At 72.1% G+C, this 25,692-nt stretch carries 22 protein-coding genes; 16 read left to right on the top strand and 6 right to left on the bottom strand.

Going from position 1 to position 25,692, the window contains the following annotated elements:
• Window positions 1-31 precede the first annotated feature (31 nt).
• Window positions 32-772 (top strand): Clp protease N-terminal domain-containing protein, encoded by a 741-nt coding sequence (locus ACIGXX_RS32310; protein WP_383821233.1) that lies wholly within the window; start codon window positions 32-34, stop codon window positions 770-772.
• Here the strand turns inward: ACIGXX_RS32310 and ACIGXX_RS32305 are convergent.
• Both ACIGXX_RS32305 and ACIGXX_RS32300 read right to left on the bottom strand, forming a co-directional pair.
• Entirely contained in the window at window positions 759-1,814 is a 1,056-nt protein-coding gene (locus tag ACIGXX_RS32305) for an isopenicillin N synthase family dioxygenase (protein ID WP_399980918.1), read from the bottom strand. The two genes, ACIGXX_RS32310 and ACIGXX_RS32305, sit on opposite strands and share 14 nt — an antisense overlap.
• A gap of 50 nt (window positions 1,815-1,864) precedes the next feature.
• Complete coding sequence (locus ACIGXX_RS32300) at window positions 1,865-2,755, bottom strand: (2Fe-2S)-binding protein (RefSeq protein ID WP_399981066.1); 891 nt, start codon at window positions 2,753-2,755, stop codon at window positions 1,865-1,867.
• Between the two features lie 201 nt (window positions 2,756-2,956).
• On the opposite strand from ACIGXX_RS32300, the gene ACIGXX_RS32295 reads away from it, so the two are divergent.
• The 9 genes from ACIGXX_RS32295 (at window position 2,957) to ACIGXX_RS32255 (ending at window position 14,782) form a co-directional block, all read left to right on the top strand.
• Entirely contained in the window at window positions 2,957-3,976 is a 1,020-nt protein-coding gene (locus ACIGXX_RS32295; protein ID WP_361466991.1) for an iron chelate uptake ABC transporter family permease subunit, read from the top strand.
• Window positions 3,973-5,028, top strand: a complete 1,056-nt coding sequence (locus ACIGXX_RS32290) for an iron ABC transporter permease (protein WP_361466988.1) — start codon at window positions 3,973-3,975, stop codon at window positions 5,026-5,028. Before ACIGXX_RS32295 ends, ACIGXX_RS32290 begins: the two co-directional genes overlap by 4 nt.
• A gap of 13 nt (window positions 5,029-5,041) precedes the next feature.
• Window positions 5,042-5,908, top strand: coding sequence for an ABC transporter ATP-binding protein (locus tag ACIGXX_RS32285; protein ID WP_399980913.1), 867 nt, complete (start codon window positions 5,042-5,044; stop codon window positions 5,906-5,908).
• Window positions 5,909-6,000: 92 nt separating this feature from the next.
• Window positions 6,001-7,005 carry an ABC transporter substrate-binding protein gene (locus ACIGXX_RS32280; RefSeq protein ID WP_399980908.1) on the top strand — a complete coding sequence of 335 codons (1,005 nt, stop codon included), beginning with the start codon at window positions 6,001-6,003 and terminating at the stop codon, window positions 7,003-7,005.
• Between the two features lie 107 nt (window positions 7,006-7,112).
• The gene (locus ACIGXX_RS32275) at window positions 7,113-8,327 is read left to right on the top strand and encodes an acetyl-CoA carboxylase biotin carboxylase subunit family protein (protein ID WP_399981063.1); all 1,215 of its coding nucleotides are present in this window, start codon (window positions 7,113-7,115) and stop codon (window positions 8,325-8,327) included.
• Window positions 8,328-8,839: 512 nt separating this feature from the next.
• Window positions 8,840-10,540 (top strand): IucA/IucC family protein, encoded by a 1,701-nt coding sequence (locus ACIGXX_RS32270; RefSeq protein WP_399981060.1) that lies wholly within the window; start codon window positions 8,840-8,842, stop codon window positions 10,538-10,540.
• Window positions 10,540-11,766, top strand: coding sequence for an MFS transporter (locus ACIGXX_RS32265; protein ID WP_399981057.1), 1,227 nt, complete (start codon window positions 10,540-10,542; stop codon window positions 11,764-11,766). The genes ACIGXX_RS32270 and ACIGXX_RS32265 overlap by 1 nt, the downstream gene beginning before the upstream one ends.
• Window positions 11,766-13,583 carry an IucA/IucC family protein gene (locus ACIGXX_RS32260; RefSeq protein ID WP_399980905.1) on the top strand — a complete coding sequence of 606 codons (1,818 nt, stop codon included), beginning with the start codon at window positions 11,766-11,768 and terminating at the stop codon, window positions 13,581-13,583. The genes ACIGXX_RS32265 and ACIGXX_RS32260 overlap by 1 nt, the downstream gene beginning before the upstream one ends.
• Entirely contained in the window at window positions 13,580-14,782 is a 1,203-nt protein-coding gene (locus tag ACIGXX_RS32255; RefSeq protein ID WP_399980902.1) for a type III PLP-dependent enzyme, read from the top strand. Before ACIGXX_RS32260 ends, ACIGXX_RS32255 begins: the two co-directional genes overlap by 4 nt.
• Window positions 14,783-14,813: 31 nt before the next feature.
• Here ACIGXX_RS32255 and ACIGXX_RS32250 read toward each other — a convergent pair whose 3' ends face one another.
• Window positions 14,814-15,812, bottom strand: coding sequence for a D-2-hydroxyacid dehydrogenase (locus ACIGXX_RS32250; protein WP_399980898.1), 999 nt, complete (start codon window positions 15,810-15,812; stop codon window positions 14,814-14,816).
• Window positions 15,813-15,910: 98 nt separating this feature from the next.
• Entirely contained in the window at window positions 15,911-16,420 is a 510-nt protein-coding gene (locus ACIGXX_RS32245) for a hypothetical protein (protein ID WP_351164368.1), read from the bottom strand.
• 244 nt (window positions 16,421-16,664) lie between these two features.
• Between ACIGXX_RS32245 and ACIGXX_RS32240 the strand changes: the two genes are divergently transcribed.
• Window positions 16,665-17,603 (top strand): helix-turn-helix domain-containing protein, encoded by a 939-nt coding sequence (locus ACIGXX_RS32240; RefSeq protein WP_351164367.1) that lies wholly within the window; start codon window positions 16,665-16,667, stop codon window positions 17,601-17,603.
• Window positions 17,604-17,623: 20 nt separating this feature from the next.
• Here the strand turns inward: ACIGXX_RS32240 and ACIGXX_RS32235 are convergent, their stop codons facing one another.
• Window positions 17,624-18,352, bottom strand: a complete 729-nt coding sequence (locus ACIGXX_RS32235) for a class I SAM-dependent methyltransferase (protein ID WP_351164483.1) — start codon at window positions 18,350-18,352, stop codon at window positions 17,624-17,626.
• 120 nt (window positions 18,353-18,472) lie between these two features.
• Here ACIGXX_RS32235 and ACIGXX_RS32230 point away from each other — a divergent pair, with 120 nt between their 5' ends.
• Together ACIGXX_RS32230 and ACIGXX_RS32225 are read left to right on the top strand one after the other, a co-directional pair.
• Window positions 18,473-19,303, top strand: a complete 831-nt coding sequence (locus ACIGXX_RS32230) for a slipin family protein (RefSeq protein ID WP_351164366.1) — start codon at window positions 18,473-18,475, stop codon at window positions 19,301-19,303.
• Window positions 19,304-19,530: 227 nt separating this feature from the next.
• Window positions 19,531-20,358 (top strand): hypothetical protein, encoded by an 828-nt coding sequence (locus tag ACIGXX_RS32225; protein WP_366464304.1) that lies wholly within the window; start codon window positions 19,531-19,533, stop codon window positions 20,356-20,358.
• A gap of 89 nt (window positions 20,359-20,447) precedes the next feature.
• Here ACIGXX_RS32225 and ACIGXX_RS32220 read toward each other — a convergent pair whose 3' ends face one another.
• A complete protein-coding gene (locus ACIGXX_RS32220) occupies window positions 20,448-21,131 on the bottom strand; it encodes an alpha/beta hydrolase (protein WP_351164363.1) in 684 nt (227 codons plus the stop codon).
• A 156-nt stretch (window positions 21,132-21,287) separates the two neighbouring features.
• Between ACIGXX_RS32220 and ACIGXX_RS32215 the strand changes: the two genes are divergently transcribed.
• The 3 genes from ACIGXX_RS32215 (at window position 21,288) to ACIGXX_RS32205 (ending at window position 25,595) form a co-directional block, all read left to right on the top strand.
• Window positions 21,288-23,732 carry a polysaccharide lyase 8 family protein gene (locus ACIGXX_RS32215; protein ID WP_399980890.1) on the top strand — a complete coding sequence of 815 codons (2,445 nt, stop codon included), beginning with the start codon at window positions 21,288-21,290 and terminating at the stop codon, window positions 23,730-23,732.
• 334 nt (window positions 23,733-24,066) lie between these two features.
• Window positions 24,067-24,510 carry an SSI family serine proteinase inhibitor gene (locus ACIGXX_RS32210; protein ID WP_351164360.1) on the top strand — a complete coding sequence of 148 codons (444 nt, stop codon included), beginning with the start codon at window positions 24,067-24,069 and terminating at the stop codon, window positions 24,508-24,510.
• Between the two features lie 143 nt (window positions 24,511-24,653).
• Window positions 24,654-25,595, top strand: a complete 942-nt coding sequence (locus tag ACIGXX_RS32205) for an aminoglycoside phosphotransferase family protein (RefSeq protein ID WP_399980886.1) — start codon at window positions 24,654-24,656, stop codon at window positions 25,593-25,595.
• Window positions 25,596-25,692: the final 97 nt, after the last annotated feature.

Genomic DNA, 25,692 nt, shown 5'->3' with positions numbered 1-25,692 from the left:
ACTCCTTCGACTGTCAACCTACCGTTGACACATGACGCAGCCCGCACAGCCCACCCAGCCCATCCGTCTCGACGACCTGATCCAGGCCATCAAGAAAGCCCACCCCGAAGCCCTCGACCAGCTCTCCGACGCCGTGATCGCCGCCGATCACCTCGGTGACGTCGCCGACCATCTGATCGGCCACTTCGTGGACCAGGCGCGCCGCTCGGGCGCCTCCTGGACGGACATCGGCAAGAGCATGGGGGTCACCCGACAGGCGGCCCAGAAGCGGTTCGTGCCCAAGGACCCCGGCGAGATGTCGGACCTCGACCCCCGCCAGGGCTTCAGCCGGTTCACGCCCCGGGCCAAGAACGTGGTCATGGCCTCGCAGGAGGAGGCCCGCGCGGCGGGCAACGACCAGATCGGCGCAGGCCATCTGACGCTCGCCCTCCTGACCGAGCCGGACGCCCTCGCCGCGAAGGCGCTGGTCGCGCAGGGGAGTTCACTCGACGCGATCCGCGAGCGCGTCACCGAGGCGCTGCCGCCCGCGGTCGGCGAGGTGCCCGACCTGATCCCGTACGACGCCGGGGCGAAGAAGGTCCTCGAGCTCACCTACCGCGAGGCGCTGCGGCTCGGGCACAACTACATCGGGACCGAGCACATCCTGCTCTCCCTCCTGGAGACCGAGGGCGGCACGGGCACGCTCGCCGGCCTCGGCATCGACAAGACGGCCGCCGAAGCGAACATCACCGAGGCCCTCGACGCGATCCGTTCCTCCGTCAACCAGGCGTGACGGAGCCCGAGTCGGCCGCGCGCACCCGTGCGGCCTCCCGGACGGCCGCCACGTTCGCCTTGCCCTGCCGGGACCCCGCCAGCTTCGCCTTGATGTGGTCGCGCACGAGGATCGGTTCGTAGGCGAGCGAGTCGGCGGCGTCCAGGTGGCTCGGCAGCGTGGAGACGACCGCGTCGACGTTGCCGTCGTGGAAGTAGGCGGCGGACCGGCGCCGGACGATGCCGCCGTCCACGATCGGCGGCTTGACGCGGTGCAGGGTCGACATCCAGCGGTCGTTGGTGAGCCGGGCGGTCAGATCGCCGAGGTTGACCAGGAGCGCGCCGTCGACGGGGCACACGTCGTGCCAGGTCCCGTCGGTGCCGAGCACCTGGAGCCCGGCGACCTGGTCCGCCCACAACACCGTGACCAGACCGAAGTCGGTGTGCTCCCCCATCCCCGTCAGATCGCCGTCGAGGGTGACGGTGCCTTGCGGCAGCGCGTAGTTGTTCATGCGCAGTACGTCGATGGAGTGGTCGGTCAGCGACTCGAAGAAGTCGGACGGCTGCCCCAGGGCGTCCGCGAAGATGCGGGTCAGGGTGCGGGCCACGCGCCCGGCCCGGGCGAAGTAGCCGAGCACGGCCGGCTCGAAGCCGTCGACCTGCGCGGGCCAGACGTTGAGCCCGTAGTCGTCCTCGGAGAGGTCGAGTCCGGGGAACGAGCGGGCTTCGGTGCCGATGTTGAACGCCTCGAAGAAGTCGTTCATGCGCCCGGCGGACTCCACGCCGAGGCTCAGGCTCAGGGATTCGCTCTCGGGCGGGCTGTAGCCGCGGTTCGCCCCGGTCACGCGGTGGCTCTTCTTCACCTCCAGGGGCAGTCCGAAGAAGCCGTCCATGGCAGCGGTCAGGGCGTCCACCGTCTCGTCGGGAACGCCGTGGCCGAGGATCTGGACGAAGCCGACGCGGGCGCACGCCTCGTCCATCTCGCGGGCCACGCGGGCGCGTTCGGCCGCCGGCCCTCCGTCGACGTACGGGGTGATGTCGATGACGGGAACCTGGAAGGGCATGGGCGTCTCCTGGCGTGCGCGAGGGCTACGCCCGATTCCCTATCACGATTTCACTGCCCGGTTTCAGAGGGCACATCGGCGGAGACGATGTCCGCCTCCAGGCGCCGCAGCCGCTCCGCGTCGCAGACGCGCGGGCAGGTGCCGCAGGCCTCGGCGGCACGGATCGTGTAGTAGAGGCAGCAGCCCAGCCGGGTGCGGGTCGGGTGCCGTTCGCCGTCGCGGGTCGTCAGGTGACGGAAGGCGGCGCCGCCGGGGAAGGGTTCGACCGGGCCGGGGAGCAGGGCGTCCACCGCGCGCAGCGCCTCGTCCTCCTGGTCGAGCATGCGCCCCAGGTACCAGATCCCGGAGACGAGGTCGTCCCCGGCCATGCCCCACAAGGCCCGCTGCCCGCGCCGCAGTCGGGGCCCGATGACCGTGAGCAGCGGCTGCATGTGCGCGACGACCGCGGCGCGGAGTTCGGTGCGCAGCGACTCCTCGTCGGGGAGGGCCCGCACTCCGGTCAGGCCCGCCGCCGGGTCGTCCGGGAAGCAGGCGAAGGAGCCGGGGACGACTTCGAAGGCGCCGGTCTCCAGATGGACGCGTACGTCCTGCGGGCGGATGCGCGGCACACGCCGCTCCAGGTACCAGGCGCCGCTCATCAGCAGGGAGACCGACCAGAGGTAGCCGTGCAGGGCGCGGGACGCGGCGACGTCCGGGCGCGGGGTGTGGTCGTGTCCGGCGCGGATGCGTGCGGCCTCCGCCGCGACGAAGGCTTCCAGAGAATCGTGATGTGCCGTCAGCTCCGCCCCGGTGACCCACCCTTGGCCCGCGGTCGAGCCGGGTTGCGCCACCGTGACGGCGAGCGTCGCACAGTGCGCGGTGAGCCGCTGGTAAGTCGAGGTGAGCAGGGCGGCGGGGCTCAGGGCGGTGGCGTTCGACGCCAGGTCCGGGGCCACGGTCAGCGGCACGCGTAACTCCTTGGAAGGCAGGTCCATCGGTCGTCCGGCGGTGGACCCGTCCACCGCGAACTAGGTAAGGCTTACCTTATTTCGCTTCAACTTGCCGCATCGTGAACGGCGCGTCGCGCACCTTGCCTTCGCGAGTGATCCCACCCTCACAGCGAGTTGACATCATTAGGTATACCTAACCTAAACTCTCACCCTGTGTCCAAGATCGCTCGGGCCGTCCCGCCAGGCAGCATCTCCACACGGCGGATCCCTCTGCTCCTCGCCGGATTCGGCGCGTTGGTGCTGTGCGCCGCCCTGAGCCTGGCGCTGGGGTCGCGCCCCGTACCCCTGTCCACCGTGGCCGACGCGCTCTTCGGCGACGCCCACGGCCGGGACGCGATCGTGGTCACCGGCCTTCGCCTTCCGCGCACCGTCGTCGCGCTCGCCGTGGGCGCCGCCCTCGGCGTGGCCGGAGCCGTCGCCCAGGGCATCACCCGCAACCCGCTCGCCTCGCCGACCACCCTCGGCATCAACGCGGGCGCCGGGTTCGCGGTCGTCGTCGCGATCTACGCCCTGCATCTCACGCGCCCCGTCGAGTACTTGTGGTTCGCCTTCTTCGGAGCCGCCGCGGCCGGGATGCTCGCCCAGATGCTGGCCCGGCGCGCGGGCGACCTCGACCCGGTGCGCCTGGCGCTCGGCGGTGTCGTGCTCCAGATGGTGCTGCTCTCCTGGACCCAGGCCGTGATGCTGGCCAGCGAACGCACCCTGGACGAGGCCCGCTTCTGGCTGGCCGGCTCGCTGTCCGGGCGCACCCTTGACGTGCTCTGGCCGGTCCTTCCCACCCTCGTCATCGGCCTGGTCCTGGCGCTCGCGATCTCGCCCGCCCTCAACGCCCTCGCGCTGGGCGACGATTCGGCGCAGGCGCTCGGCGTGCCGGTGGCCAGGATCCGCGTTGCCGGCGGCATCGCGGTCGTACTGCTGGCGGGCTCGGCGGTGGCGGTCGCCGGGCCCGTCGCGTTCATCGGGCTCGCCGCCCCGCACCTGGTGCGGCTCGCGGTCGGCTCCGACCACCGGCTGCTCGTGCCGGGCTGTCTGATCGCCGGGCCGCTGCTGCTCCTGGCCGCCGATGTCCTCGGCCGGGTCGTCGTGCGCCCCTCCGAGCTCGAGGTCGGCATCGTCAGCGCCTTCCTCGGCGCACCGCTCCTGGCGGTCCTGGCCCGGAAGGTGGCCCGATGACCGTCTTCGCCGTACGTGAGGCCAAGGCCGCGCCCACCGGGGTGCGGATGCGGCAGCGGCGCCGCCTGGCGCTGCTCGCCTGCGTCGGACTCACCGTCCTCTTCGTACTCGTCACGCTCGCCCTGACCACGGGTCAGATGCCGCTGTCCGCCTCCGTCGCGCTGCGCGGCCTGGTCGGGCTCGGCGATCCGGCGGACGTGCTGGTGGTGCAGGACTTCCGGGCGCCCCGGGTGATCGCCGCACTCGTCGCCGGGGTCGGGCTCGGCGTCGCGGGCTCGCTGCTGCAACGGGTGTTCCGCAATCCGCTGGCGTCGCCCGACGTGATGGGCGTGACGGGCGGTGCCTCCTTCGGAGCCGTCGTGCTGCTCGCCACGGGGGCGTCCCAGACGCTGATCCCGGTGGCCGCGCTGGGCGGCGGACTCCTGGCCGCACTGCTCCTCGGCGTGTTCGGCTGGCGCTCGGGGATCACCGTCACCCGGCTCGTGCTCGTCGGGCTCGCCGTCCAGGCGGGCCTGGCCGCCGCGGTGAACCTCATGGTCGTCCGCTTCCCCGCCGAACTCGCGGGCTCCGCCCTCCAGTGGACCACCGGATCGCTCTACGGGCGGACGTGGACCGAGGTGTGGGCCGCAGGAGGCGCGGTGGCGCTCGCGCTCGTCGCCGCGTTCGCGCTCCAGCGGCGGCTGGCCGTACTCGACCTGGGCGACGAATCGGCGGGCGGGCTCGGCCTGAACCCGTCGGCCGCGCGGCTCCAACTCCTCGTCACCGCCATCGTGCTGGCATCGCTCGCCGCCGCGCTCACCGGGCCCGTCGCGTTCGTGGCGCTCGCTGTGCCGCACCTGGTGCGGTTCGTGGCCGGTCCGCCGACGCCGGGAACGCTGGCGCTCACCGGTCTGGCCGGGGCGGTGCTGCTGCTCGCCTCCGACCTGATCGTGCAGCACCTGCTTCCGGTGAAGGGCCTGCCCGTCGGAGTGGTCACCGCGACGCTCGGCGCCCCCTGGCTCCTTGTGCTGATGATCCGACAGAGCAGGCCCGTCGACCGGAGTGCCGCATGAACCGGAGTGCCGCATGAGCCCCACGCAGACGTCCACGCCGACGTCCCCACCGCAGCCGCCCGCCAATCAGCTCTCCACGCACGGGCTCGATCTGCGGTACGGCGACAAGGTCGTCGTCGGCGGCCTCGACGTCACGCTGCCCGGCGGCGCCGTCACCGCCATCGTCGGCCCCAACGCCTGCGGCAAGTCGACGCTGCTGCGCGGCCTGACCCGACTGCTCGCACCGGCCGGCGGCAGCGTCGCCCTGGACGGCGCGGACATCCACCGGATGGCGGCGCGGACGCTGGCCCGGCGGATGGGCCTCCTGCCGCAGCAGCCGGTGACGCCCGAGGCCATCACCGTCGAAGCCCTCGTACGCCTGGGCCGCTACCCCCACCAGACCTTCCTCAGCCCCTGGTCCAAGACCGACCAGGCGGCGGTGGACGAGGCACTCGAACGCACCGGCACCACGGAACTGCGCGACCGAAGCGTCGACCAGCTCTCCGGCGGCCAGCGCCAGCGCGCCTGGATCGCCCTCGCCCTCGCCCAGGACACCGAACTGCTGCTCCTGGACGAGCCGACCACCTTCCTGGACCTGCGGCACCAGCTCGACGTGCTCGACCTGGTCGCCGATCTGCACACCGAGGCGGACCGCACCGTGGTGATGGTGCTGCACGACCTCGGGCAGGCCGCCCGGTACGCGGACCACCTGGTCGTCCTCAAGGACGGACAGCTCGCCGCGGCCGGGGCGCCCGCCGACGTACTCGACGCGGAACTCGTCAAGGACGTGTTCGACGTCGACTGCCGGGTAATCCCCGACCCGGAGACCGGCACCCCACTGGTCGTACCGAAGGGCAGAACCGCCCGCCGCGCCACGGGCAATCCGGCCGTCCCCGCCTGATCACCCCGCCCGGCCCGTCCCCTCCCGTCCTCTCCCGTCTCCGCCCGCCCGTCCCGTTCCAACCTCCGCTCACAGCAAGGGATCCAGCCCTCATGACCACAAGAAGTCTTCCGCGCAGGCTCAGTGCCGTCCTGCTCACCGTCGTCCTCGGCACCGGCGCGCTCGCCGCGTGCGGTGACTCCGAGGAGGACGACAAGGGCAAGGCCGACTCCGCCGCCGACACCGGATTCCCGCGCACCATCAAGCACGCCATGGGCAGCACCGAGATCCCCGCACGGCCGCAGAAGGTCGTCGTCCTCGACACCGGCGAGCTGGACGACGTCACGCTGCTCGGCGTCAAGCCGGTCGGCGCGGTCTCCCCGCACTTCAAGACCGCGGGCGGCTTCCCCTCGTACCTCAAGGACAAGATCGGCGGGGTGAAGGACGTCGGCCCGATGGAGGAGCCGAACCTGGAGCTCATCGCCTCCCTCAAGCCCGACCTGATCCTGTCCTCGAAGGTCCGGCACGAGAAGGTCTACGACAAGCTCGACGCCATCGCGCCGACCGTCTTCACCGAGACCACGGGCTCCCCCTGGAAGGAGAACCTGAAGGTCCACGCCAAGGCCCTCGGCATGGAGAGCCAGGCCGACACGGCGCTGGGGAACTACGAGACGCGCGCCAAGGCCCTGGGCGACTCCATCAAGGCGAAGTACGACGGGAAGATGCCCTCGGCCTCGGTCGTCCGCTTCATCGCGGGCCCGACCCGGCTCTACCAGAAGTCCGCCTACAGCGGCATCGTCCTCGACGACATCGGCCTCACGCGCCCCGCGTCGCAGAACTCCTCCGACCCGGAGACGACGATGCTGGACGTCAGCCCCGAGCAGATCGACAAGGCCGAGGCCGACCTCATCTTCGTGACGGTGGCCGACTCCCCCGACAAGACCCAGCAGAAGGACGTCACGTCCAACCCGGTGTGGAAGGACCTGAAGGCCGTCAAGAAGGACAAGGTCTTCACCGTCCCGGACGAGACGTGGATGTCGGGCATCGGGGTCCAGGCCGCGGAGCACGTCCTTGAGGACGTGGCCAAGGCGACGGGCGTCGAGCTGCCGGCGAAGTAGGTCGGCGCAGCAGGTCTCGCGCCTTCGGGGCGGGCAGTCCACCGGCCCGCCCTCCCCGCCTCACCCCCCACACGCACCTCCGCACGCACCCGGAAGTGGACTCGCCCATGCGGCTGTACGTCCTTGCCCGCAACCCCACCGACTCGGTCACCGAAGGCTTTCTGCCCGCCGCGCGCAGGCTCGGCCTCAAGATCACCCTCCTCACGGATCAGCCGGACGCCCACCGGCACGGGTCTGCCCAGGAGACCCTCGAATCCCCGGAGACTCCGGAGATCCTGGAGTGCGACGTACGCGATTTCCGCGCCGTCATCAGCCGGATCTCCGCACACCATCCCCCCGACGCGATCTTCACCAACAGCGACCACCTCCAGACCCAGGCCGCCCTGGCCGCCGAGTACTTCGGGCTGCCCGGCAAGGACTGGCGGGTGGCCCTGCGCACCAAGGACAAGGCGCAGATGCGTCGCCATCTCGCGGCTGCGGGCGCCGACGCGGTCTGGTCGGCCGAGCTCGCCGCGGGCCAGGACGCGGCCGAACTCAGCGCGCTCGACGTGCCGTTCCCGTGCGTGGTCAAACCGCGGGAGGGCGTGGCGAGCGAGGACGTGGTGCTGGTCGAGGCGCCGGGCGACCTGGTGCGGCGGTGCGCGGAGATACAGGCGCGCCGCCCCGGGGCGGCCCTGGTCGTCGAGGAGTACCTCGCCGGGGAGCTGTGCACCCTGGAGACGCTCGGCGACGGCCGCGTCCGGCATGTCCTGGGCGGCTTCCGTACGGAGGTGTCGCCGCCGCCGTACTTCATAGAGGAGCGGCTGACGTTCGTCCCCGCGCACCCGGAGGCGGTGACCGCTCAGGTCCTGGCCCAACTGGACGTGCTGGGCGTGGGGTTCGGGGCATGCCACACCGAGTTCGTGGTGGCTGAGGGACGGGCGCGGCTCATCGAGGTCAACTACCGCGCCATCGGCGACCAGTGCGACCTGATCCTCGCCCAGCTCCTGGACATACCGCTCTTCGAGCACATCCTCCGTACGCATCTGGGCGAGCCGCTCCCCACGGACCTGGGCGCGCGAACGGACGGCCGGGCACGGCTGGACTATCCGTGCGCGCAGAGAGCCGGAACGCTGACGGCCGCGCCGGGCGCGACCGAAGTGACGGTGGGCGGGGTACGGCTGACGTACCGCCCTCTGCGCGAGATCGGCGAGCATCACGAACTCCACGGCACCAACCGCGACTTCCTGGGCGTGGTCCGCGCCACCGGCACCGAACAGGCGGCGGTGGACCGGGCCGTGGCGGACTTCCTCGCCGAGAACCACTGGGAGATCACGCCGTGACGCGGTTGACGGGCGGGACGCCTCCGACGGCCGACGGTGGGAACGTCGGCACGGGCTCGGGCTCGGGCTCGGGCTCCGGCTTGGGCTTGGGCGTCGAGGGTGAGCTCCTGTTACGCGTACTGAGCGCGCTCCTGCGCGAGGACGTGGCGGGGTGGCGCACCCGAAGCAGTGCGGTCCGCCACCCGGACGGCCTGTGGCTGAGGCTGCCGGTGACGGGAGCGGCCGTGGCGCAGCGGAATGCCTCCGCGCCGACTGAAGCCGCCCCCAGGCTGCCCGCACCCCGGCCCGGCGAGGGCGCGGGCGGGAGCGGCGGGGGCGACCTGCCGATGGCGGTTCCGCCGGGCGTGGTGGCAGTGGTGGGAGGTGACCGTGCGGACACGGGCGGGAGCAGCCCTCATGCCCTGCCGACAGCGAACCCACCCGTCACGTCACCCGGAAGCTCCACAAGCACCGACGACACCGCCACCGCCGCGCCCCGTCCCGGCACCGGCCCGGATGCGGGCGGCTCGGGGGTGGCGGCCCCGAGCGGTGGCGTGCGTCCGGCACCGGCGCGGGACGGGAGTGTCATCGGGGCCGTGTCCGGCTCGTGCGGGCGTCCCGGCGACGCCCTGCTCATGCCTGTCCGACCGGACGGCTATCAAGGGACGTACGCCGCCCGGCTTCCCCTGTTGCGGTGGGAGTCCGACGGGGGCGAACTCGCCGACGCGGGCAGCATCCTGTCCGCGCTGCGTGATCTCGCCGACCCCGTCGACCGTGGCGGCTTCGATGCCTTCGCGGCGGAGTGCGCGCAGACGCTCGACGCCATGCGACTGCATGCCGGGACGAGGGGCGAGGCGGAGCGCCTGCTCACCGAGCGGTACGGCGGGGACCCCGCCGCCTGGTCCGGGCTCGCGGGTGGGCTCGGCCATGACACGCTCGCCGCGCGTGCGGACCATCCGGTGTATCCGACCTCGCGCGGTCGCTCCGGGCTCTCCGTCGCCCACCTGCGCGCTTACGCACCCGAGTTCCACCCCACTTTCGCGCTGCGCCAGCTCGTCCTGCCCCGCGATGCCGTCACCGTCGGCGGTGACGTCGGCGACTGGCTTGCACCCCGCGAGGCGGGCGTACCCGAACTCGAAGGGAGTCATCTCGTACTCCCCGTACACCCGTTGACCGCGGGCGCAACCCTGCGCGACGCGCTGCGGGAAGCGGGGCTCGAGGGGCGGGCCCAGCTGCTCGACCGGCCCGGGCCCGACGTCGTGCCCACCCTCTCGATGCGCACCGTAGCCCTCGCCTCGCACCCCGCGCAGCACCTCAAACTCCCGCTCGCCACCGCCACCTTGGGCCTGCGCAACCGGCGCACCATCAAGCCGGGCACCCTCGTCGACGGCGCTGCCGGGCAACGGCTGGTCGAAGCCGTCATCGCCCGCGAACCCCGGTTCCAGGGGGTGATCCTGCACGCGGACGAGACCCGCTACGCCCACGCCGGGCACCAACTCGTCGCCGCCCTCCTGCGCCGCTACCCCGCCGGCCTCGACGGCGCCGCGGTCGTGCCGATGGCCGCGCTCCTGTGCCCGGCACCCGGCGGTGACCGGCTCCTGATCGACCGCCTGGCCGACCGCTTCTACGGCGGCGACCCCCTCGCCCTCCTGGACGCCACGCTCACCCTCCTCTTCGACTGGCAGACCACCCTCTTCGCCTACGGAGTGGCCCTGGAATCGCACCAGCAGAACATCTCGCTGGTGATGGACGAGGAAGCCCTGGGCGGCCCCACTCGGCTGCGGCTGTTGTTCAAGGACAACGACGGGCCGCGCGTCAATCTCGCCCGCCTGCGTGACGTCATGGGTCAACAGGCGCCCGAAGCAGCTGAGTTCGACGACGCGCGGATCTTCGTCGACGGGGATCGGCCCGTGCTCGACGTGTTCACCACCATCACCCTCCACCTCTGCGCGGGCTCCTACGCCTTCGGGCTCGCCCGGCACGGCCACGCGCCCCTGGAGCGGCTGCTCCGGCTCGTGCGCGCCCGGCTCGCCGAGGCCGTCGAGCGCCTCGGCACGGGCCCCGGCGAGCCGGGCGCGCTGCTGCGGGCGCACGTCCTGGACGCGGCGGAGCTGCCCGTCAAGGCGATGGTCACCGCGGGCACCCTGCTCTCCAAGGAGCGCTCCGGGGCCGCCGACATCAACAAGCACTACACGACAGGGCCCAATTACCTGCGGCAGACGGGGAATTCATGATGGCCACCGCATCGTCGGCGCACGCCCTTACGGAGGGCCCGACCGTGGGCTCGGGATTCGGGCGCCGCCAGGTCCACGCCGTCGCCGCCTGCTACTTCGTCGCGTCCTTCGCCGCGCTCGGTCTGCCCCCGTACCTCACCGCGATCCTCCCCGAACTGGGCGACACCGGCGCCCGCTGGGCCGGCCTCCTGTACGTCGTCCCGACCGTCTTCGGCGCGCTCGGCGCCCCCCTGTGGGGCCGCGCCGCCGACCGCTTCGGCCGAAAACGGCTGCTCCTGCGGGCCCAACTCGGCCTCGCCGTCTCCTTCTTGCTCGCCGGCTGGGCCGACTCCCTCGGCGCGTTCGTCACGGCACTGGTGCTGCAGGGCATCCTCGGCGGCACGTTCGCCGCGTCCAACGGCTATCTCGCCGCCGCGCTGACCGGTTCGGGCCTGTCCAAGGCGCTCACCCTGATGCAGGGTGCCGCACGGGCGGCGCTCGTGCTGGCACCCATCGTCGTCGGCTCACTGACCCCGTGGATCTCGCCGCACCGCCAGTACGCCCTGCTGGCCGTCCTGCCGCTGGCCGCGGCCGCGATGCTCGCCGCCCTGCCGGAACCCACGGCGGCGCTCTGCGATGCGGCGCCGACCGCGGTGCCGGACGCCGCCGTGCCGCTCGCCCCGCTCCGGGCGCTCTACGCCTTCGAGTTCGCCTTCGTCTTCTCCACCGTCATCTCCTTCCCGTATCTGATCGCGCTGGTCGAGGACCGAATACCCGGTGTATCGCCGGTCGTGTCCGGCGCGCTGTTCGCCCTGCCGCACCTGTGCTATCTCCTCTTCGCACTGCGGGTGCACCAGGCCGTCGAGCGCCGCCCCATGCAGGGGATCGCCGCCGGGTTCGCTCTGATCGCGCTCGGTCTGGCCGCGCACGGCGCCGCCGACTCGCTCACCGCCTTCACCGGCGTACGACTGCTGCTCGGCGCGGGCCTCACCCTCGGCCTCGTCAGCCTGTCCGTGCTGGCCGCCGAGTGCGCCCACGGCAGACCCCCCGGAGGGATGTTCGGCACGCTGGAGCTCGTCTCCAAAGGGGGCGCGGTCGCCGCCGGTCTCGCGGCAGCGGCCGGCAACAGCCTCCTCGGCCTGCCCGCGCCCCTCCTGACCGGTACCGCGATCGCCCTGGTCGCCCTGGCCGCCGCCACCCTTCCCGCCCTGTTCCGCCGCTCGCCCCGCATCCGCTGGAGCCGTTGATGTCCTTGCCGACCGGCACGTTCTCCACCCCGTCCTGGGCGCCCGCCCAGTCCGCCGCCCTCATCGCGGGCGCCCCCGTCGCGGGCGCCGCGCCCACCCGTCTGCCCAGCGCCGACCACGCGGTGACGCACACCCTCCTCAACTGTCTGCTGCGCGAGGTCTCGGGGCCCGAGCACCAGACCGCCGTCGTCGACGGCGAGCTCCTGCTCCGGCTGCCGCGCCGCGGAGTCCTCCTGCGCGTCGCGCTGCGCCGCGCATCCCTGCTGGGCGCCCATCGCTTCACCGGCCCGGTGACCGAACAGCGTGACGGGGCCTGGGTGGAGGTGGACTGGCCGCGCCTTGCCGAGTACACGCACGCCGAGCTCTCGCTGCGTACGGGCGTGCGCAACGAGGAGTTCCTGGAGCAGATCGCCTCCAGCCACGAAGGCGTCAGCGCCGCGATCGCCGCCGACCGTCCGGCGACCTCCACCGCATCGGCCCCGAAGTGGCTCGCGCACTACCTCGCGTCCGAGCAGTCCCTGCTGTTCGGCCACCGCTTCCACCCCACCCCCAAGGCCCGCGGCGGCGACCTCGCCGACTGGTCCGCGTACGCCCCCGAGACCGCCGCCTCCTTCCCGCTGCGCCACCTCGCCGTACGGGAGCACCTGATCGCCGAGGAGTCGGCGCGGCCGGGCGCCACGGCCCCGCTCGACCGCCTCGGGACCGTGCCGGACGGCTACCGTCTCCTGCCCGTGCACCCCTGGCAGTACGACCTGCTGCGGGAGCACCCGGGGCTGCGCGCCGCCCTGGACCGCCGGGACGTCGTCGACCTGGGTCCCGGCGGCTCCCCCTTCGCGGCCACCGCGTCCGTGCGCACCCTGTACGACGGTGAGACCTTCCTGAAGTTCAGCCTGAACGTCCGCATCACCAACTGCCTGCGCAAGAACGCCAGTTACGAACTGTCGGGCGCCGTCGCCCTCACCCGCGTACTCGAAAGCACCCTGGACGACCTGGCCGCCCGCTTCCCGGGCAGCGCCGTGCTCCGCGAGCCCGCCTACCGCAGCCTGGCGCTCCCGGGTCCCGACGGCCGTCCCGACCTCGCCCTGCTGGAAGGCTTCGGGGTCATCGTCCGCGAAGGCCTGGCCGGACGGCTCCTTCCCGGCACGACGCCGCTGCTGGCCGCCGCCGTGGCGGACGAGTACCCGACGGGCCCCGGCCACATCTCCCGCCTCCTTGCGGGGGCGGGGCCGCAGCGGGCGCTGGAGTGGTGGCGTACGTATCTGCGGCTCCTGCTGCCGCCGGTGCTCGCCGCCTACTTCGACCACGGCCTGGTGCTCGAACCGCATCTGCAGAACGTCCTGATCTGCGTCGACGACGACGGCATGCCCGCCCAGGTCCTCTTCCGCGACCTGGAGGGCACCAAGCTCCTCCCCGAGCGTCACGCCCAGACCCTGGCCGCGCTCCCGCCCGAGGTCGCGGACCCGATGACGTACGACGCGCAGCGCGGCTGGGACCGCGTGGTCTACTGCCTCCTGGTCAACCACGTCGCCGAACTGCTCGCCGCGCTCGCCGACCTCCACCCGCACACCGAGCCCGCCCTGTGGTCCCACGTCCGCGCCACCGTGCAGGAGTTCGCCGACACGTACGGCTGCCCGCCCCGGCTCAGCGCCCTGCTCGCCGGAGTGCCGCTGCCCGCCAAGGCCAACCTGCTCACCCGCTGGGAGCGCAAGGCCGACCGGGACGCGGGGTACGTCCGTCTCACCTCCCCCTTTCCGCTCGCCGAGCACGTACGGGACCTGGGTGCCCGCACCGACACACCTTGGAGCACCGCCGGATGACCGCCCCCACTCCCGCCGTACGTGACCACGCTCTCGGCCTGGCCTCGGACCGACTGCCCGCCTATCTCTACGACGTGACGGCCTTGGAGGCGCATGCCGCCGCCGTGCGTGCCGCGCTGCCCCGGCAGGTCGAGCTCTACTACGCCGCCAAGGCCAATCCGGAGCCGGAGATCCTGACCGCGCTCGGCCCGCACGTGGACGGCTACGAAGTCTCCTCGGGCGGTGAACTCGCCCATGTGGCCAAGGCGGTGGCGGGGCGCCCGCTGGCCTTCGGCGGCCCCGGCAAGACGCCGGACGAGATCACGGCCGCCCTGGAACTCGGCGTGGAGCGCTTCCATGTGGAGAGCGCGTACGAGCTGGGGATGCTGGCCGCGATCGCCGCCCGCGTCACGCCGCACACCCGCGTCGGCGTCCTGCTCCGGTTCAATCTCGACCTCAACGCCGAGTCGTTGGCGGGCAGTTCCCTCGCGATGGGCGGGCGCCCCACTCCGTTCGGCATCGACCCGGCCGAGGCGGACTCCGTGGTCGCCCGGTTCACCGACGGCGGCCTCCCCCAGCTGCATCTGCTCGGCGTGCACGCCCATCTGGCCAGCGGCCTGGACGCGCAGCGGCAGCTGGCGGTCGCCGAGTCCATCGTGACCTGGTCGCAGGCGCTGGCACGGCGGCACGGCATCCGGCTGACGGAGGTGAACGTCGGCGGCGGGATGAGCGTGGACTACGCCGACCCCGAAGCCCACTTCGACTGGGCCGCGTACGGCGACGGCCTGGCCCGGCTCTGCGCGGCGCACCCTGAACTGACGCTCCGCATCGAGCCGGGAAGGGCGCTGACCGCGTACTGCGGCTGGTACGCCACCGAGGTCCTGGACGTGAAGCAGAGCCACGGCGAGGAGTTCGCCGTCGTGCGCGGCGGCACCCACCATCTGCGCACCCCCGCGGCCAAGGGCCACGACCAGCCCTGCACCGTGATTCCGGCGCGCGAGCCGTGGCCGCATCCCTGGCCGCGGTCCGAGGCGCGGCAGGAGCGGGTGACGTTCGCGGGGCAGCTGTGCACCCCGAAGGATGTCCTGTCCCGGCGGGTGGCGGTGGCGGGGCTGCGGGCCGGGGACCGGGTGGTGTTCGCGATGGCGGGTGCGTACGCGTGGAACATCTCGCACCACGACTTCCTGATGCACCCGAGGCCGGGCTTCCACTTCCTCTGACCGCATGCCGTCCCGACCTGCTCCCAGCCCTCTAGTACCCCTGGGACCACCGCACGACGTTGCGCAGCGGCTCCCCGCCGGCCAGCCGCCGCCAGTTGTCCGCGAACAGGTCGATGATCCGCTCCGTCTCGTCGCGCGAGCCGCCCGCGGTGTGCTGGGTGAGGATGACGTTCGGGCAGCTCCACAGCGGGTGCCCGGCGGGCAGCGGCTCCTCGCGTGTGACGTCGAGGACCGCGCCGCCGAGGCGGCCGGACGCGAGGGCGGTGACCAGGGCCTCCTCGTCCGCGAGGGTGCCGCGGCCGGCGTTCACGAAGACCGCGCCGGGGCGCAGCCGGTCGATGCGGCGCCGGTCGAAGAGGTCGGCGGTCTCGGACGTGCCCGGCAGGAGGCCCACGACGATGTCGAACTCGGGGAGCCTGGCGTCGAGTTCCTCGCGGGTGGCGATGTCGCCGCGGCTCCGTGCGAAGTGCGCGACGGAGCAGCCGAAGGGCGCGAGGAGGTCGGCCAGGCGCAGGGCGATGGACCCCTTGCCCAGGATCAGGACGTTCGCGTCGCCCAGGAGCCGGAGGCCGGGCCGTACGTCGAGCTTCGACCAGGACTCCCTGGCGCGGAGTCCGGCCAGCACGTCGATGCCGCGGTAGAGCGCGAGGATGCCCGCGAGGCAGGTCTGCGCGACCGGCTCGGCGAAGAGCCCGCCGAGGTTGGTGACGGTGAGGCGCCGGCCCAGGGTCGGCCAGTCGAGGCCGGTGTAGCGGTCGATGCCGACGGACGCGAGCTGTAACCAGCGCAGCTGCCGCGCCCTCTCCACCCAGTCCGCCCTCGGGTTGCCGATGGCGATGTGGGAGTCGGCGAGGACACGCGCGTCGTCGGCCGACTGCGAGTCCGGTTCGGCGAACCAGACCTGGCCCGGCGCGACGGCCCGCAGCCGCTCCTGTTCGGCGGTGTCGAGCGCCAGCTCCACGTACAGGACGGCGTCCGACGGCAGGTCGGCCCGGTCGAGGGCCTGCTGAGCGTGTGGTGCACGGACCATTCCTGATACCCCCGTGGTACGGAAAGCGCTGGTGAACGCACGTTCACCGAACTTAGGGCTTGCGCTCCACGGGGGTCAACAGCGATCCGCCCGCCGGTTCAGGCGCCGGTCGTGGAGCCGGGCCTGACGATCATGAGGACGGTGACGGTAGCCCAGAGGAGGTTGAACACGCCGGTGTACATGGCGAGTTGGGCGCCGGTGCGCTCCCGCACGGCCACCACGCCCGCCCCGTCGGCCAGTTCACCGCGTACGCCGTCGCCTCCTGCCCCGGTCACCGCGTCGAGCGCCGCCTCCTGACGCGGCAGGACGAGGATGATGAGCACCACGGCCGCGGCCATCGTGAGGACGATCGAGGCGATCAGCCAGGCGCTGCCGAGCACGCCCAGGCTGGCGGCAGTCGCGAATCCGGTGATGGGGACGGCGACGCCGACGAACGCGTACACCGAGCAGATGCGCTGGAGCAGCCGCAGCGACGCGAGGGCCGACGCGTCCGACGGGTCGGCCTGTGCGCGGCGCAGGGCCGGGGGGAACATGCTGGCGGCGACGGTGACCGGGCCCACGGCGAGAATGGCGGCCAGCACATGCAGCGTCAGGAAGAACTTGGTCACGGCGGGGCCCTCGGGATTCGAAGAACGGGGGATCTGGCGGCTCCCGATCGGGACCCGGCCGCCGAGATTAGCCAGCGCATCCGCCCGCCGACCAGTGGCATTAGTGACAGGCTTCGCACAGATACCGCCATCGCCTGCCCCGGCCGGTCGCCAGCAGCCTCTCGGCAGGTCGATGGGGCACGACCGGGCCTCATCTGCCGCGCACGCGCTTGGCGGGACGGCTGCTGTGTCGTACGTTGCCGCCATGCACACCGTGGCCGTCCTGGCGCTGGACACCGTCGTCCCGTTCGACCTGTCCACCCCCATCGAGGTCTTCGGCCGCACCCGACTGCCGGGCGGACGGGCCGGCTACCGGGTGCGGGTCTGCGCCGCCGCGCCGCGGATCGACGCCGGTCTGTTCACGCTCCAGGCGCCGTGGGGCCTGGAGGGGCTCGCGGACGCGGACACGATCATCGTGCCCGGCGTCGCCGACGTGTCCCGGCCGGTCCCCGACGCGGTGCTCGACGCGCTGCGGAAGGCGGCGGCCGACGGCACGCGGATCGCCTCCATCTGCGCGGGCACCTTCACGCTCGCCGCGGCCGGTCTCCTGTCCGGGCTCCGCGCCACCACGCACTGGATGGCCGCGGCGAGCCTCGCCGAACGCCATCCCGACATCGACGTCGACCCGGACGTGCTCTACGTCGACAACGGGCAGATCCTGACGTCCGCCGGCGCGGCAGCCGGGCTCGACCTGTGCCTGCACCTGATCCGCAGGGACTACGGCTCCGCCGTCGCCGCGGACGCGGCCCGTCTCTCGGTGATGCCCCTGGAACGCGAGGGCGGCCAGGCGCAGTTCATCGTCGCCGAGGCGCCGCCCACACCGCAGGGATCGGAGCTCGAACCGCTCCTGCGCTGGCTTGAGGAGAACGCCGGGCGCGAGCTCACCCTGGAGGACATCGCGAGCCGTGCGGGCATGAGCACCCGCACCCTGCTGCGCCGCTTCCGGGAGCAGACGGGCAGCACACCGTTGCAGTGGCTGCACCGCACGCGGATCCGGCAGGCCCAGCACCTGCTCGAAACGACGGGGCACTCCGTCGAGCGCATCGCCGTCCAGGTCGGCTTCGGCTCGCCCACCGCCTTCCGCGACCGCTTCAAGCGCGTGGCCGGCGTCAGCCCGCAGGCCTACCGCAGGGCGTTCCAATAGGCCAGGGACCCGGGTGAGGCTCAGGCCTTCCGTGCCTCGACGAGGCACCAGTGGGGGCTGCCGTCGGCGCGGCGGCCGAATGCCTCCAGGGGGTGCAGCCGCACCGTGAACCCGGCCCCGCGCAGGTCGTCGAGCACACCGCGCAGCGGGAAGGTCCGGTAGTACATGACGAACGGCGGACGCCACAGCTGGTTCCGCACCCGCATCGCCACGTCGAAACCGAGCAGCGCCCAGTACAGCGGCGAGGTCATGCGCTGCGGCGCGCCGACGGGGAAGGCGAAGACGCCGCCGGGCCGCAGCGCCCCGTGCACCTCGGCGAACAGCTGCGGCCGCTCGGCGGGCAGGAAGTGTCCGAACGCCCCGAAGCTCACCGCCAGGTCGAAGGCCTCGGTGAAGGGCAGGGCACGGGCGTCGGCCCGCACCCACTGCACCGCGGGCCCGCCGTCCCGACGGGCGACGGCGGCCCGGGCCTGGGCCAGCATCCCGGCGCTGAAGTCGACGCCGGTGACCCGCTCCCGGCACAGCGGCAGCAGCGTCTCGACGCCCGCGCCGGTGCCGCAGCAGACATCGAGCCCCGCGTCGAACGGCCCCAGGCCGCCCAGCGTGTCGGCGACCGCGTCGAGCATCCGGTCGGGCGTGCGGAAGGGGGTGTGATCGAACTTCGGGGCCAGCAGGTCGTAGCCGTCCTCGATGGAGGAGAGCGCCTGCACGGTCAGTTCGCGGAGCGTGGGTCCCTGGGAGGTGAACACCGTCCCCACCCTAGTCAGCGGCGTCCCACCCCGGTCGGCGGCGGGCGGCAAGGGCTCGACCATGGACAAACCTGGGCATATCTTGGTAATGACGGCGACTCGGAAGATAGGGGGGTCGTCATGGTCGAAGAGCTGCTCACAGCAGGGGCCGCGGTGGCGGCCGCGGGATTCGTGTACGTGGCGACGGCGGCGCGCGTGGTCAAGCAGTACGAGCGGGGCGTGGTGTTCCGCCTGGGCCGGCTGCGGGAGGAGATCCGCCAGCCGGGATTCACCATGATCGTCCCCGGCGTGGACCGGCTGAACAAGGTGAACATGCAGATCGTGACGCTGCCGGTACCGGCGCAGGACGGCATCACCCGGGACAACGTCACGGTGCGCGTGGACGCCGTCATCTACTTCAAGGTGATCGACGCGGCGGACGCGGTGATCAAGGTGGAGGACTACCGCTTCGCGGTCTCGCAGATGGCGCAGACGTCGCTGCGTTCGATCATCGGCAAGAGCGACCTGGACGATCTGCTCTCCAACCGCGAAAAACTCAACCAGGGCCTGGAGCTGATGATCGACTCCCCTGCCATGGGCTGGGGCGTGCAGATCGACCGGGTGGAGATCAAGGACGTGTCGCTCCCGGAGACGATGAAACGCTCGATGGCCCGGCAGGCCGAGGCCGACCGCGAGCGGCGGGCCCGCGTGATCAACGCGGACGCCGAGCTGCAGGCCTCCAAGAAGCTGGCCGAGGCCGCGCACGAGATGGCGGACGAGCCCGCCGCACTCCAGCTGCGGCTCCTTCAGACGGTGGTGGCGGTCGCCGCGGAGAAGAACTCCACCCTCGTCCTGCCCTTCCCCGTGGAGCTGCTGCGCTTCCTGGAGAAGGCTCAGCAGGCACAGACGATGTCACCCGCACCACCCGCCCCCGCGGCGGAGCAGATCCCGGAACGGCCCGCGGCGGCGTAGGCATGGTCCCAGCCGTTCGGGCCTGAACCAGCTTCGCGGGAGTTGTCGGACAGGTGCGGATCATCGGCCTTTGACCAGCGTGCACAGGGCGCGGGCCGGGGCGGCCGAGGAGACGCGCGACCGCTGTCATGGCCGGTTACCGCCAGGAGGTCTATCGGGTTGAGCCATGGGTCAGGTAGACGTATCGCCACCGTAGACCCGCCACTCAGCACGAGGAGGCATGCCTCATGACCGGTGCCCGAACCACCACCCCGGCAGGCAAGACCCGGTTCGACGACATCTACGACGAGCCCGACCCCCGCGCCTACTTCCGTACGCTGGCCCCCCTGGAGTACGAGATACCGCACCAGGCTCAGGACGTCTTCCGGGACACGCTCGCCCAGCGGTCGGCGGAGCGCGGCACCCACCTCCCCGTCACGGTCCTCGACCTCTGCTGCTCCTACGGGATCAACGCGGCGCTGCTCAACCACGACCTCACGCTCGCGGACCTGTACGCGCACTACACCAGCGCGGAGACCGCCGCCCTCACCCGCGGCGAACTCATCGAGTCCGACAAGGAGTTCTACGCATCGCGGCGGCGGGCGGACGCGGTCCCGGTCATCGGCCTCGATACGGCCGAGAACGCGACCCGCTACGCCTTGGAGGTGGGGCTGCTCGACGAGGCCTATGCGGAGAACCTGGAGCGGCACCCGCCCAGCGCCGGGCTGCGCGATGCGGTGGGGCGCGTCGGCCTGATCACCGTCACCGGAGGCATCGGCTACATCACCCACCACACCTTCGACGCGCTTCTCGACGCGACGCGCGTCCCGGTGTGGGTGAGCGCGTTCGTCCTGCGTACGGTGCCCTTCAAGGAGATCCTGGCCGTCCTGGACGCCCATGGCCTCGACACCGAGACCGATCCCGAACGGACCTATCCGCAGCGGCTGTTCAGTGACCCCACCGAGCAGAGCAACGCGGTGGACCAGGTACTCAAGGCCGGCGACGACCCCACGGGCCTGGAGGCGGAGGGCCGCTACTACACACGCCTCTACCAGTCACGGCCCCGGTCGGCGTAAGCCCTGACGGACGCGGTGCGGGGCATGGTTGCCCCACGCCCCGCACCGTCCGCCGCACCGTCCGCCGCCCCGACACGGACCGGCTCGACTCAGCTGGTGAAGAACTCGCTGACCTGCTCCGCGAACTGCTGCGGGCTCGCCTCGTGCACCGAGTGCCCGACCGGGATCGTGATCAGCTGGGTGTCGGGGATCTCCGTGGCCATGTCGGGGATGCGCTCCTGCGGCATGCTGCTGTCCGCGCCGCCCGCCACGATCAGGGTCGGTGCGACGATCTCGCCGAGCCGCTCGGCCCACTCCGGGTCGGGGTCGAAGATCTGGGCGCGGACCGCGGGGGACACGGGCCAGTCGAAGTCGAGGGCGCCCTCGGGGCGCGGGGCCTCGACCATGTCGCGCGGGTAGGGCGGCGGCGTCTCCTCCAGGACGAGGCGCTCGACGCGGTCCGGGTGCTCCTGAGCGAGCAGGTACGCCACCACCCCGCCCATGGAGTGGCCCACCACGCCCACGCGGTCGAGGCCGAGCTCGTCGAGGAAGCCGAGCACGTCGTCGCGCATCAGCTCGACCGAGTACTCGTCCGGCCAGTCGCTCTCCCCGTGCCCGCGCAGATCGAGGGCGTACACCCGCCACTCCTGGCCGAGCAGCTGTCCGACCTGCTCCCAGCTCGCCGAGGAATCGCCGAGCCCGTGCAGCAGCACGACGGGCGCTCCGTACGAGTCGCCCCAGGTCCGATAGGCCAGGCGTACGTCGCCCACATCCACCACTGCGTGATCGTTCATACCCCTGACGCTACAGCGCGTTGCGCGACCCATTGAGCAGTGGCCTAGACCCATGCTAGAAAGCGCTTGCTCTTCGCGTGGCTCCCGAGCCCCTTCCGCCTCTCTCCTCCCCTCCCCTCTCTCGTGCTCCCCTCCCCCACCACCATCGGAGACCCCATGCACTCTCCTTGGTCCCGCCGCGCCTTCCTGTTCACCACCGGCGGCTCCGCGCTCGCCCTGACGGCCTCGGGCGCGCTGCCCTCCGACGAGGCGGCAGCGGCCCCGGCACCGGCGGCCGACGCGTACGAGACGCTGCGCACCAAGTGGCGCACCTTGATCCTCGGCGAGGGCTTCTCCCCCACCGCCGAGCCCTTCAAGAGCCGACTCGCCGAACTCGGCGCCACCGCGAGAGAGTTGCGCTCCACCATGGCCCCCGCCACGGGCTCCCTGTGGCCGGACGCCTCGTACGCCGATCCGGATCCGGACACCGACCAGGAGTCCTACGGCTACTCGGCGAACGTGGTGACCGGTTACAGCAGGCTCAACACCATGGCCCAGGCCTACCGGCAGGAGGGCACGGGCCTGACCGGCGACGCGGGCCTCAAGGCCGACATCCTCACCGGCCTCGACCATCTCCACACGCAGGTCTACAACGAGAACCAGGCGCGGTTCGGCAACTGGTACAGCTGGCAGATAGGCGCCCCGCAGCACCTCCTCGACGTCTGCGTGCTGATGTACGACCACCTGTCGGCGACCCAAGTGGCCAACTACTGCCAGGCCGTGGACCACTTCGTGCCCGACTCGGCGGTCGGCAGCTACACCGGCACGAGCACCGGCGCGAACCGCGTCGACCTGTGCCGCGTGCTCGCGCTGCGCGGGGTCGTCGGCGCCGACTCCGCGAAGATCGCGCTGGCCAGGGACGCCCTCTCCCCCGTCTTCCCGTACGTGAGCACCGGCGACGGCCTCTACACCGACGGCTCGTTCATCCAGCACACCACCGTGCCCTACACGGGGTCGTACGGATCGGTGATGCTCGGCGGCCTCGGCATGCTCTTCTCCCTGCTGCGCGGATCGAGTTGGGAGGTCACGGACGCCAAGAAGCAGATCGTCTTCGACGCCGTGGAGAAGGCGTGGGCCCCGTTCATCTTCAACGGCCTCGTCATGGACGGTGTGGCGGGCCGGGCCATCAGCCGCGGGCTCTCCGCATCCGACGCGAAGAAGATCCAGGCCGACGACCACCGGCGCGGGCATCCCATCATGTCCGCCGTCGTACTCCTCGGCCAGGGCGCGAGCGCGGCCGAGAACGCGCGCTGGCGCGGCCTGGTCAAGGGCTGGATGCGGCGGGACTACTACAGCCCGCCGCTGGGCGACTCCTCGCTCGGCCTGACAAGTCTGGCCCGTCTCGCAGGGGTCGAGGCCGACGCGTCGGTGACCGCGATCGCCGAACCCACCGGTCACCGCCTGTTTCCCAACATGGCCCGCGCCACGCACCGGCGCCCCGGCTGGGCGGCCTCGATCAGCATGGCCGATCCTCGCATCACGTACTACGAGACGGGCAACGGCGAGAATCTGCGGGGCTGGCACACCGGCTCCGGAATGCTCTATTGGTGGGGCGACACCTACGCCAACGGGCAGTACAGCGACGCCTTCTGGCCCACCGTCGACCCCTACCGGCTGCCCGGCATCACGGCCTCGCGCAAGGCGCTCGCGGACGCGGCGGGCGGCGACTGGGGTGCGTCGATGCCGGACGTGAAGTGGGTGGGCGGCGCCAGTGACGGCCAACGGGCCTCCATCGGGCAGTACGTGAAGGGCCTGCAGAGCACTCTGCGCGCGAAGAAGTCGTGGTTCTGCCTGGACGACGCGATCGTCTGCCTGGGCGCGGGCATCGTCTGCACGGACGGCGCGGCGGTCGAGACGACCGTCGAGAACCGCAACCTCGGCCCCACGGGCACCGCACCCTTCCAGGTGGACGGCGCCGCCAAGCCCACCGGCGCCCCCTGGTCGGCGACCCTCACGGGCGCCAAGTGGGCGCACATCGGGGGCCACGGCGGCTACGTCTTCCCCGGCGGAGCGACGGTGAAGGCGCTGCGCGAGGAGCGCTCCGGCAAGTGGAGCGACATCAACAAGGGCGGCACCACGACCGCGATCGCCCGCACGTACCTCACGCTGTACGTCGACCACGGCACCGCCCCGACGAACGGGACGTACGCCTACGCCCTGATGCCCGGCGCGAGCGCGGCGCAGACGGCGGCCAGGTCGGCGGAGACCGGCTGGCTCCAGGTGCCGGCCAACTCCGACAGCCAGCAGGGGGTCTCCGTTCCCTCCCTCGGATTCACCGGGGCCAACTTCTGGTTCGGCGGCACGGTGGGCAAGCTCACCGCGAGCGCGCCCTGCTCCGTGCAGATCAGCGAGAAGAGCGACGGCACCGCGGTCGTCTGCGTGAGTGACCCGATGCGCGCGCAGACCTCCCTGACCCTCACCTGGAACCGCGCCGTGTCCGCGGTGACGGCCAAACCCGCCACGGTCACGTCGGCGGTCACCGGCGCCTCCCTGAAGCTGACCTTCGGGGATCTCAGCGGCACGAAGGGGATGACACAGAGGATCACCGTCAGGCTCGGCTGAGGCGGGGGCCGGTGCTCGGTCGCCGCGGCTCCGGAGCCCTTAGCACCGATGCTTTCCGGTCGACCATCGATTCCGGTAGAAAATCAGATCAATTGTTTTCGCAGGTCAAGCGGTTGTTCTTGCTTGCACCATCGCTTCCGGTCCACATGTTGGACACCCTTCGCGCGCCCTCCCCTGCCTCCCCCGCCCATCCTGAGCTGCCCGAACAGCCGCCCGGCGACCGCTCAGCGGACACATGCATCCGGAAATCGACCATACATTTGGAGCTCACTCTCCGCACCGGCAAGACTCCCGTCTGCAACCAGCAACACACCCGCAACAAAGGAGACTTGACGTGCGTTTCTTCCTCAAGACGGTGGGCGCCACCGCTGTCGTGGCCGCCTGCGTGATGTCCGGAACCGCTGGCACGGCGCAGGCCCAGCCGCAGGCCGCCTCCGCGAGCCTCTACGCGCCCTCGTCGCTGGTCATGGCGGTCGGCCAGGGCGAAGAGGCGGACACCGCGATCATGCAGCGCGCCGTGACCCTGAACTGTTCGCCCAAGGCCTCGGGGACCCACCCCTCGGCGTCCGCCGCCTGCGCCGAACTGCGCGCGGTCGACGCCCAGTTCGCGCAGCTGGTCGGCACGTCGTCCGGCATGGCCTGTACGAAGGAATGGAAGCCCGTCGTGGTCACCGTCGACGGCGTGTGGCAGGGCAGGCGAGTCGCGTGGTCGCAGAGCTTCGGCAACGACTGCGAGATGCGGGCGAGCCTCTCCGAAGGCGCGGCCCTCACGTTCTGATCGCCATCTGCCGCGCAACCGGCGGTAATTGAGTGGACGCGACCTCGGCCCCGACGGTGGGATGAGGCCTCGACATCCACGACAGCGCCTTGGACGACGCCCTGAGCGATGTCCAAGGCGCTTTGCATGACCGGGGGTTGCCCATGCCATCAGAAGGACCCGACGAGGACCACGAGCCCGATCGCGATCCGACCATCGACACGGACCTGGTCCGCCGGTTGCTAGCGGCGCAGTTCCCCCGGTGGGCGGACCTGCCGCTCACGCCGGTCCCGCTGTCCGGCATGGACAACGCCACGTACCGGCTCGGCGACGACCTGTCCGTACGGTTGCCGCGCTACCGCCGGTGGGTCGGGCAGGTGGAGGCGGAGCAGCGGTGGCTGCCGTGGCTCGCCCCGCGGCTGCCGCTCGCCGTACCGGAGCCGCTGGGCAGGGGCGAGCCCGGTGAGGGCTACCCCTTCCCCTGGTCGGTGTACCGGTGGCTGGAGGGCGAGACGGCCACCACCGACTCGCTCGCCGATCCGCTCGGGGCGGCGGCCGACCTCGCCGGGTTCGTCACCGCCCTGCGCAGGATCGACCCCACGGGCGGCCCGGGCCCCCGGCTCAGCAACGCCTTCCGCGGCGCACGCGTGGGCACCGAGTGCGACTCCCTGTTCGCCGACTCCCTCGTCCGGTCCAAGATCGCGAAGCTGAGGGTGGCGGGGCTCGTCGACAGCGACGCGGTGACGGCCGTGTGGGACGCGGCCCTCGCGGCACCCGCGTGGGACGGTCCGCCGACGTGGGTCCACGGCGACCTCGCGACCGGCAACCTCCTGGCCGTCGACGGTCGCCTGAGCGCCGTCATCGACTTCGGGACGCTGGCCGTGGGCGACCCCGCGGTCGACCTGCTGCCCGCCTGGCTGTTCCTGCCGGACGAGGCCCGCGGCGCCTTCCGCGCGGCGGTCGGCGTCGACGACGCAACGTGGGCGCGGGGCCGCGGGATCGCTCTCGCGGGCTCGCTGCCCGTCCCGGACGACCCGTTCTTCGACGATCCGGCGCGGGTGACGGCGGCGCTGCGGCACCTCGACGCGATCATCTCCGACCACTGACCGGCATCGCCCGGCGAAAGGCACCGGGCGGCCACCGCGACCGGGCAGGTCCTTCGCCCCCCCCTGTCGATCCGACCGGTCGCCGTTCGTATGGACA

Source organism: Streptomyces sp. NPDC055243 (assembly GCF_044544025.1).
In the GTDB taxonomy this organism is placed as follows: Bacteria; Actinomycetota; Actinomycetes; order Streptomycetales; family Streptomycetaceae; genus Streptomyces.
This window is presented reverse-complemented; position numbering and strand designations above follow the sequence as displayed.

Excerpts from the sequence above, each read along its gene's own strand:
- ACIGXX_RS32310 (WP_383821233.1), top strand. The coding sequence starts at position 32 with ATGACGCAGCCCGCACAGCCCACCCAGCCCATCCGTCTCGACGACCTG.
- ACIGXX_RS32305 (WP_399980918.1), bottom strand. The coding sequence starts at position 1,814 with ATGCCCTTCCAGGTTCCCGTCATCGACATCACCCCGTACGTCGACGGA.
- ACIGXX_RS32290 (WP_361466988.1), top strand. The coding sequence starts at position 3,973 with ATGACCGTCTTCGCCGTACGTGAGGCCAAGGCCGCGCCCACCGGGGTG.
- ACIGXX_RS32285 (WP_399980913.1), top strand. The coding sequence starts at position 5,042 with ATGAGCCCCACGCAGACGTCCACGCCGACGTCCCCACCGCAGCCGCCC.
- ACIGXX_RS32280 (WP_399980908.1), top strand. The coding sequence starts at position 6,001 with ATGACCACAAGAAGTCTTCCGCGCAGGCTCAGTGCCGTCCTGCTCACC.
- ACIGXX_RS32275 (WP_399981063.1), top strand. The coding sequence starts at position 7,113 with ATGCGGCTGTACGTCCTTGCCCGCAACCCCACCGACTCGGTCACCGAA.
- ACIGXX_RS32265 (WP_399981057.1), top strand. The coding sequence starts at position 10,540 with ATGGCCACCGCATCGTCGGCGCACGCCCTTACGGAGGGCCCGACCGTG.
- ACIGXX_RS32260 (WP_399980905.1), top strand. The coding sequence starts at position 11,766 with ATGTCCTTGCCGACCGGCACGTTCTCCACCCCGTCCTGGGCGCCCGCC.
- ACIGXX_RS32255 (WP_399980902.1), top strand. The coding sequence starts at position 13,580 with ATGACCGCCCCCACTCCCGCCGTACGTGACCACGCTCTCGGCCTGGCC.
- ACIGXX_RS32250 (WP_399980898.1), bottom strand. The coding sequence starts at position 15,812 with ATGGTCCGTGCACCACACGCTCAGCAGGCCCTCGACCGGGCCGACCTG.
- ACIGXX_RS32240 (WP_351164367.1), top strand. The coding sequence starts at position 16,665 with ATGCACACCGTGGCCGTCCTGGCGCTGGACACCGTCGTCCCGTTCGAC.
- ACIGXX_RS32230 (WP_351164366.1), top strand. The coding sequence starts at position 18,473 with ATGGTCGAAGAGCTGCTCACAGCAGGGGCCGCGGTGGCGGCCGCGGGA.
- ACIGXX_RS32225 (WP_366464304.1), top strand. The coding sequence starts at position 19,531 with ATGACCGGTGCCCGAACCACCACCCCGGCAGGCAAGACCCGGTTCGAC.
- ACIGXX_RS32220 (WP_351164363.1), bottom strand. The coding sequence starts at position 21,131 with ATGAACGATCACGCAGTGGTGGATGTGGGCGACGTACGCCTGGCCTAT.
- ACIGXX_RS32215 (WP_399980890.1), top strand. The coding sequence starts at position 21,288 with ATGCACTCTCCTTGGTCCCGCCGCGCCTTCCTGTTCACCACCGGCGGC.
- ACIGXX_RS32205 (WP_399980886.1), top strand. The coding sequence starts at position 24,654 with ATGCCATCAGAAGGACCCGACGAGGACCACGAGCCCGATCGCGATCCG.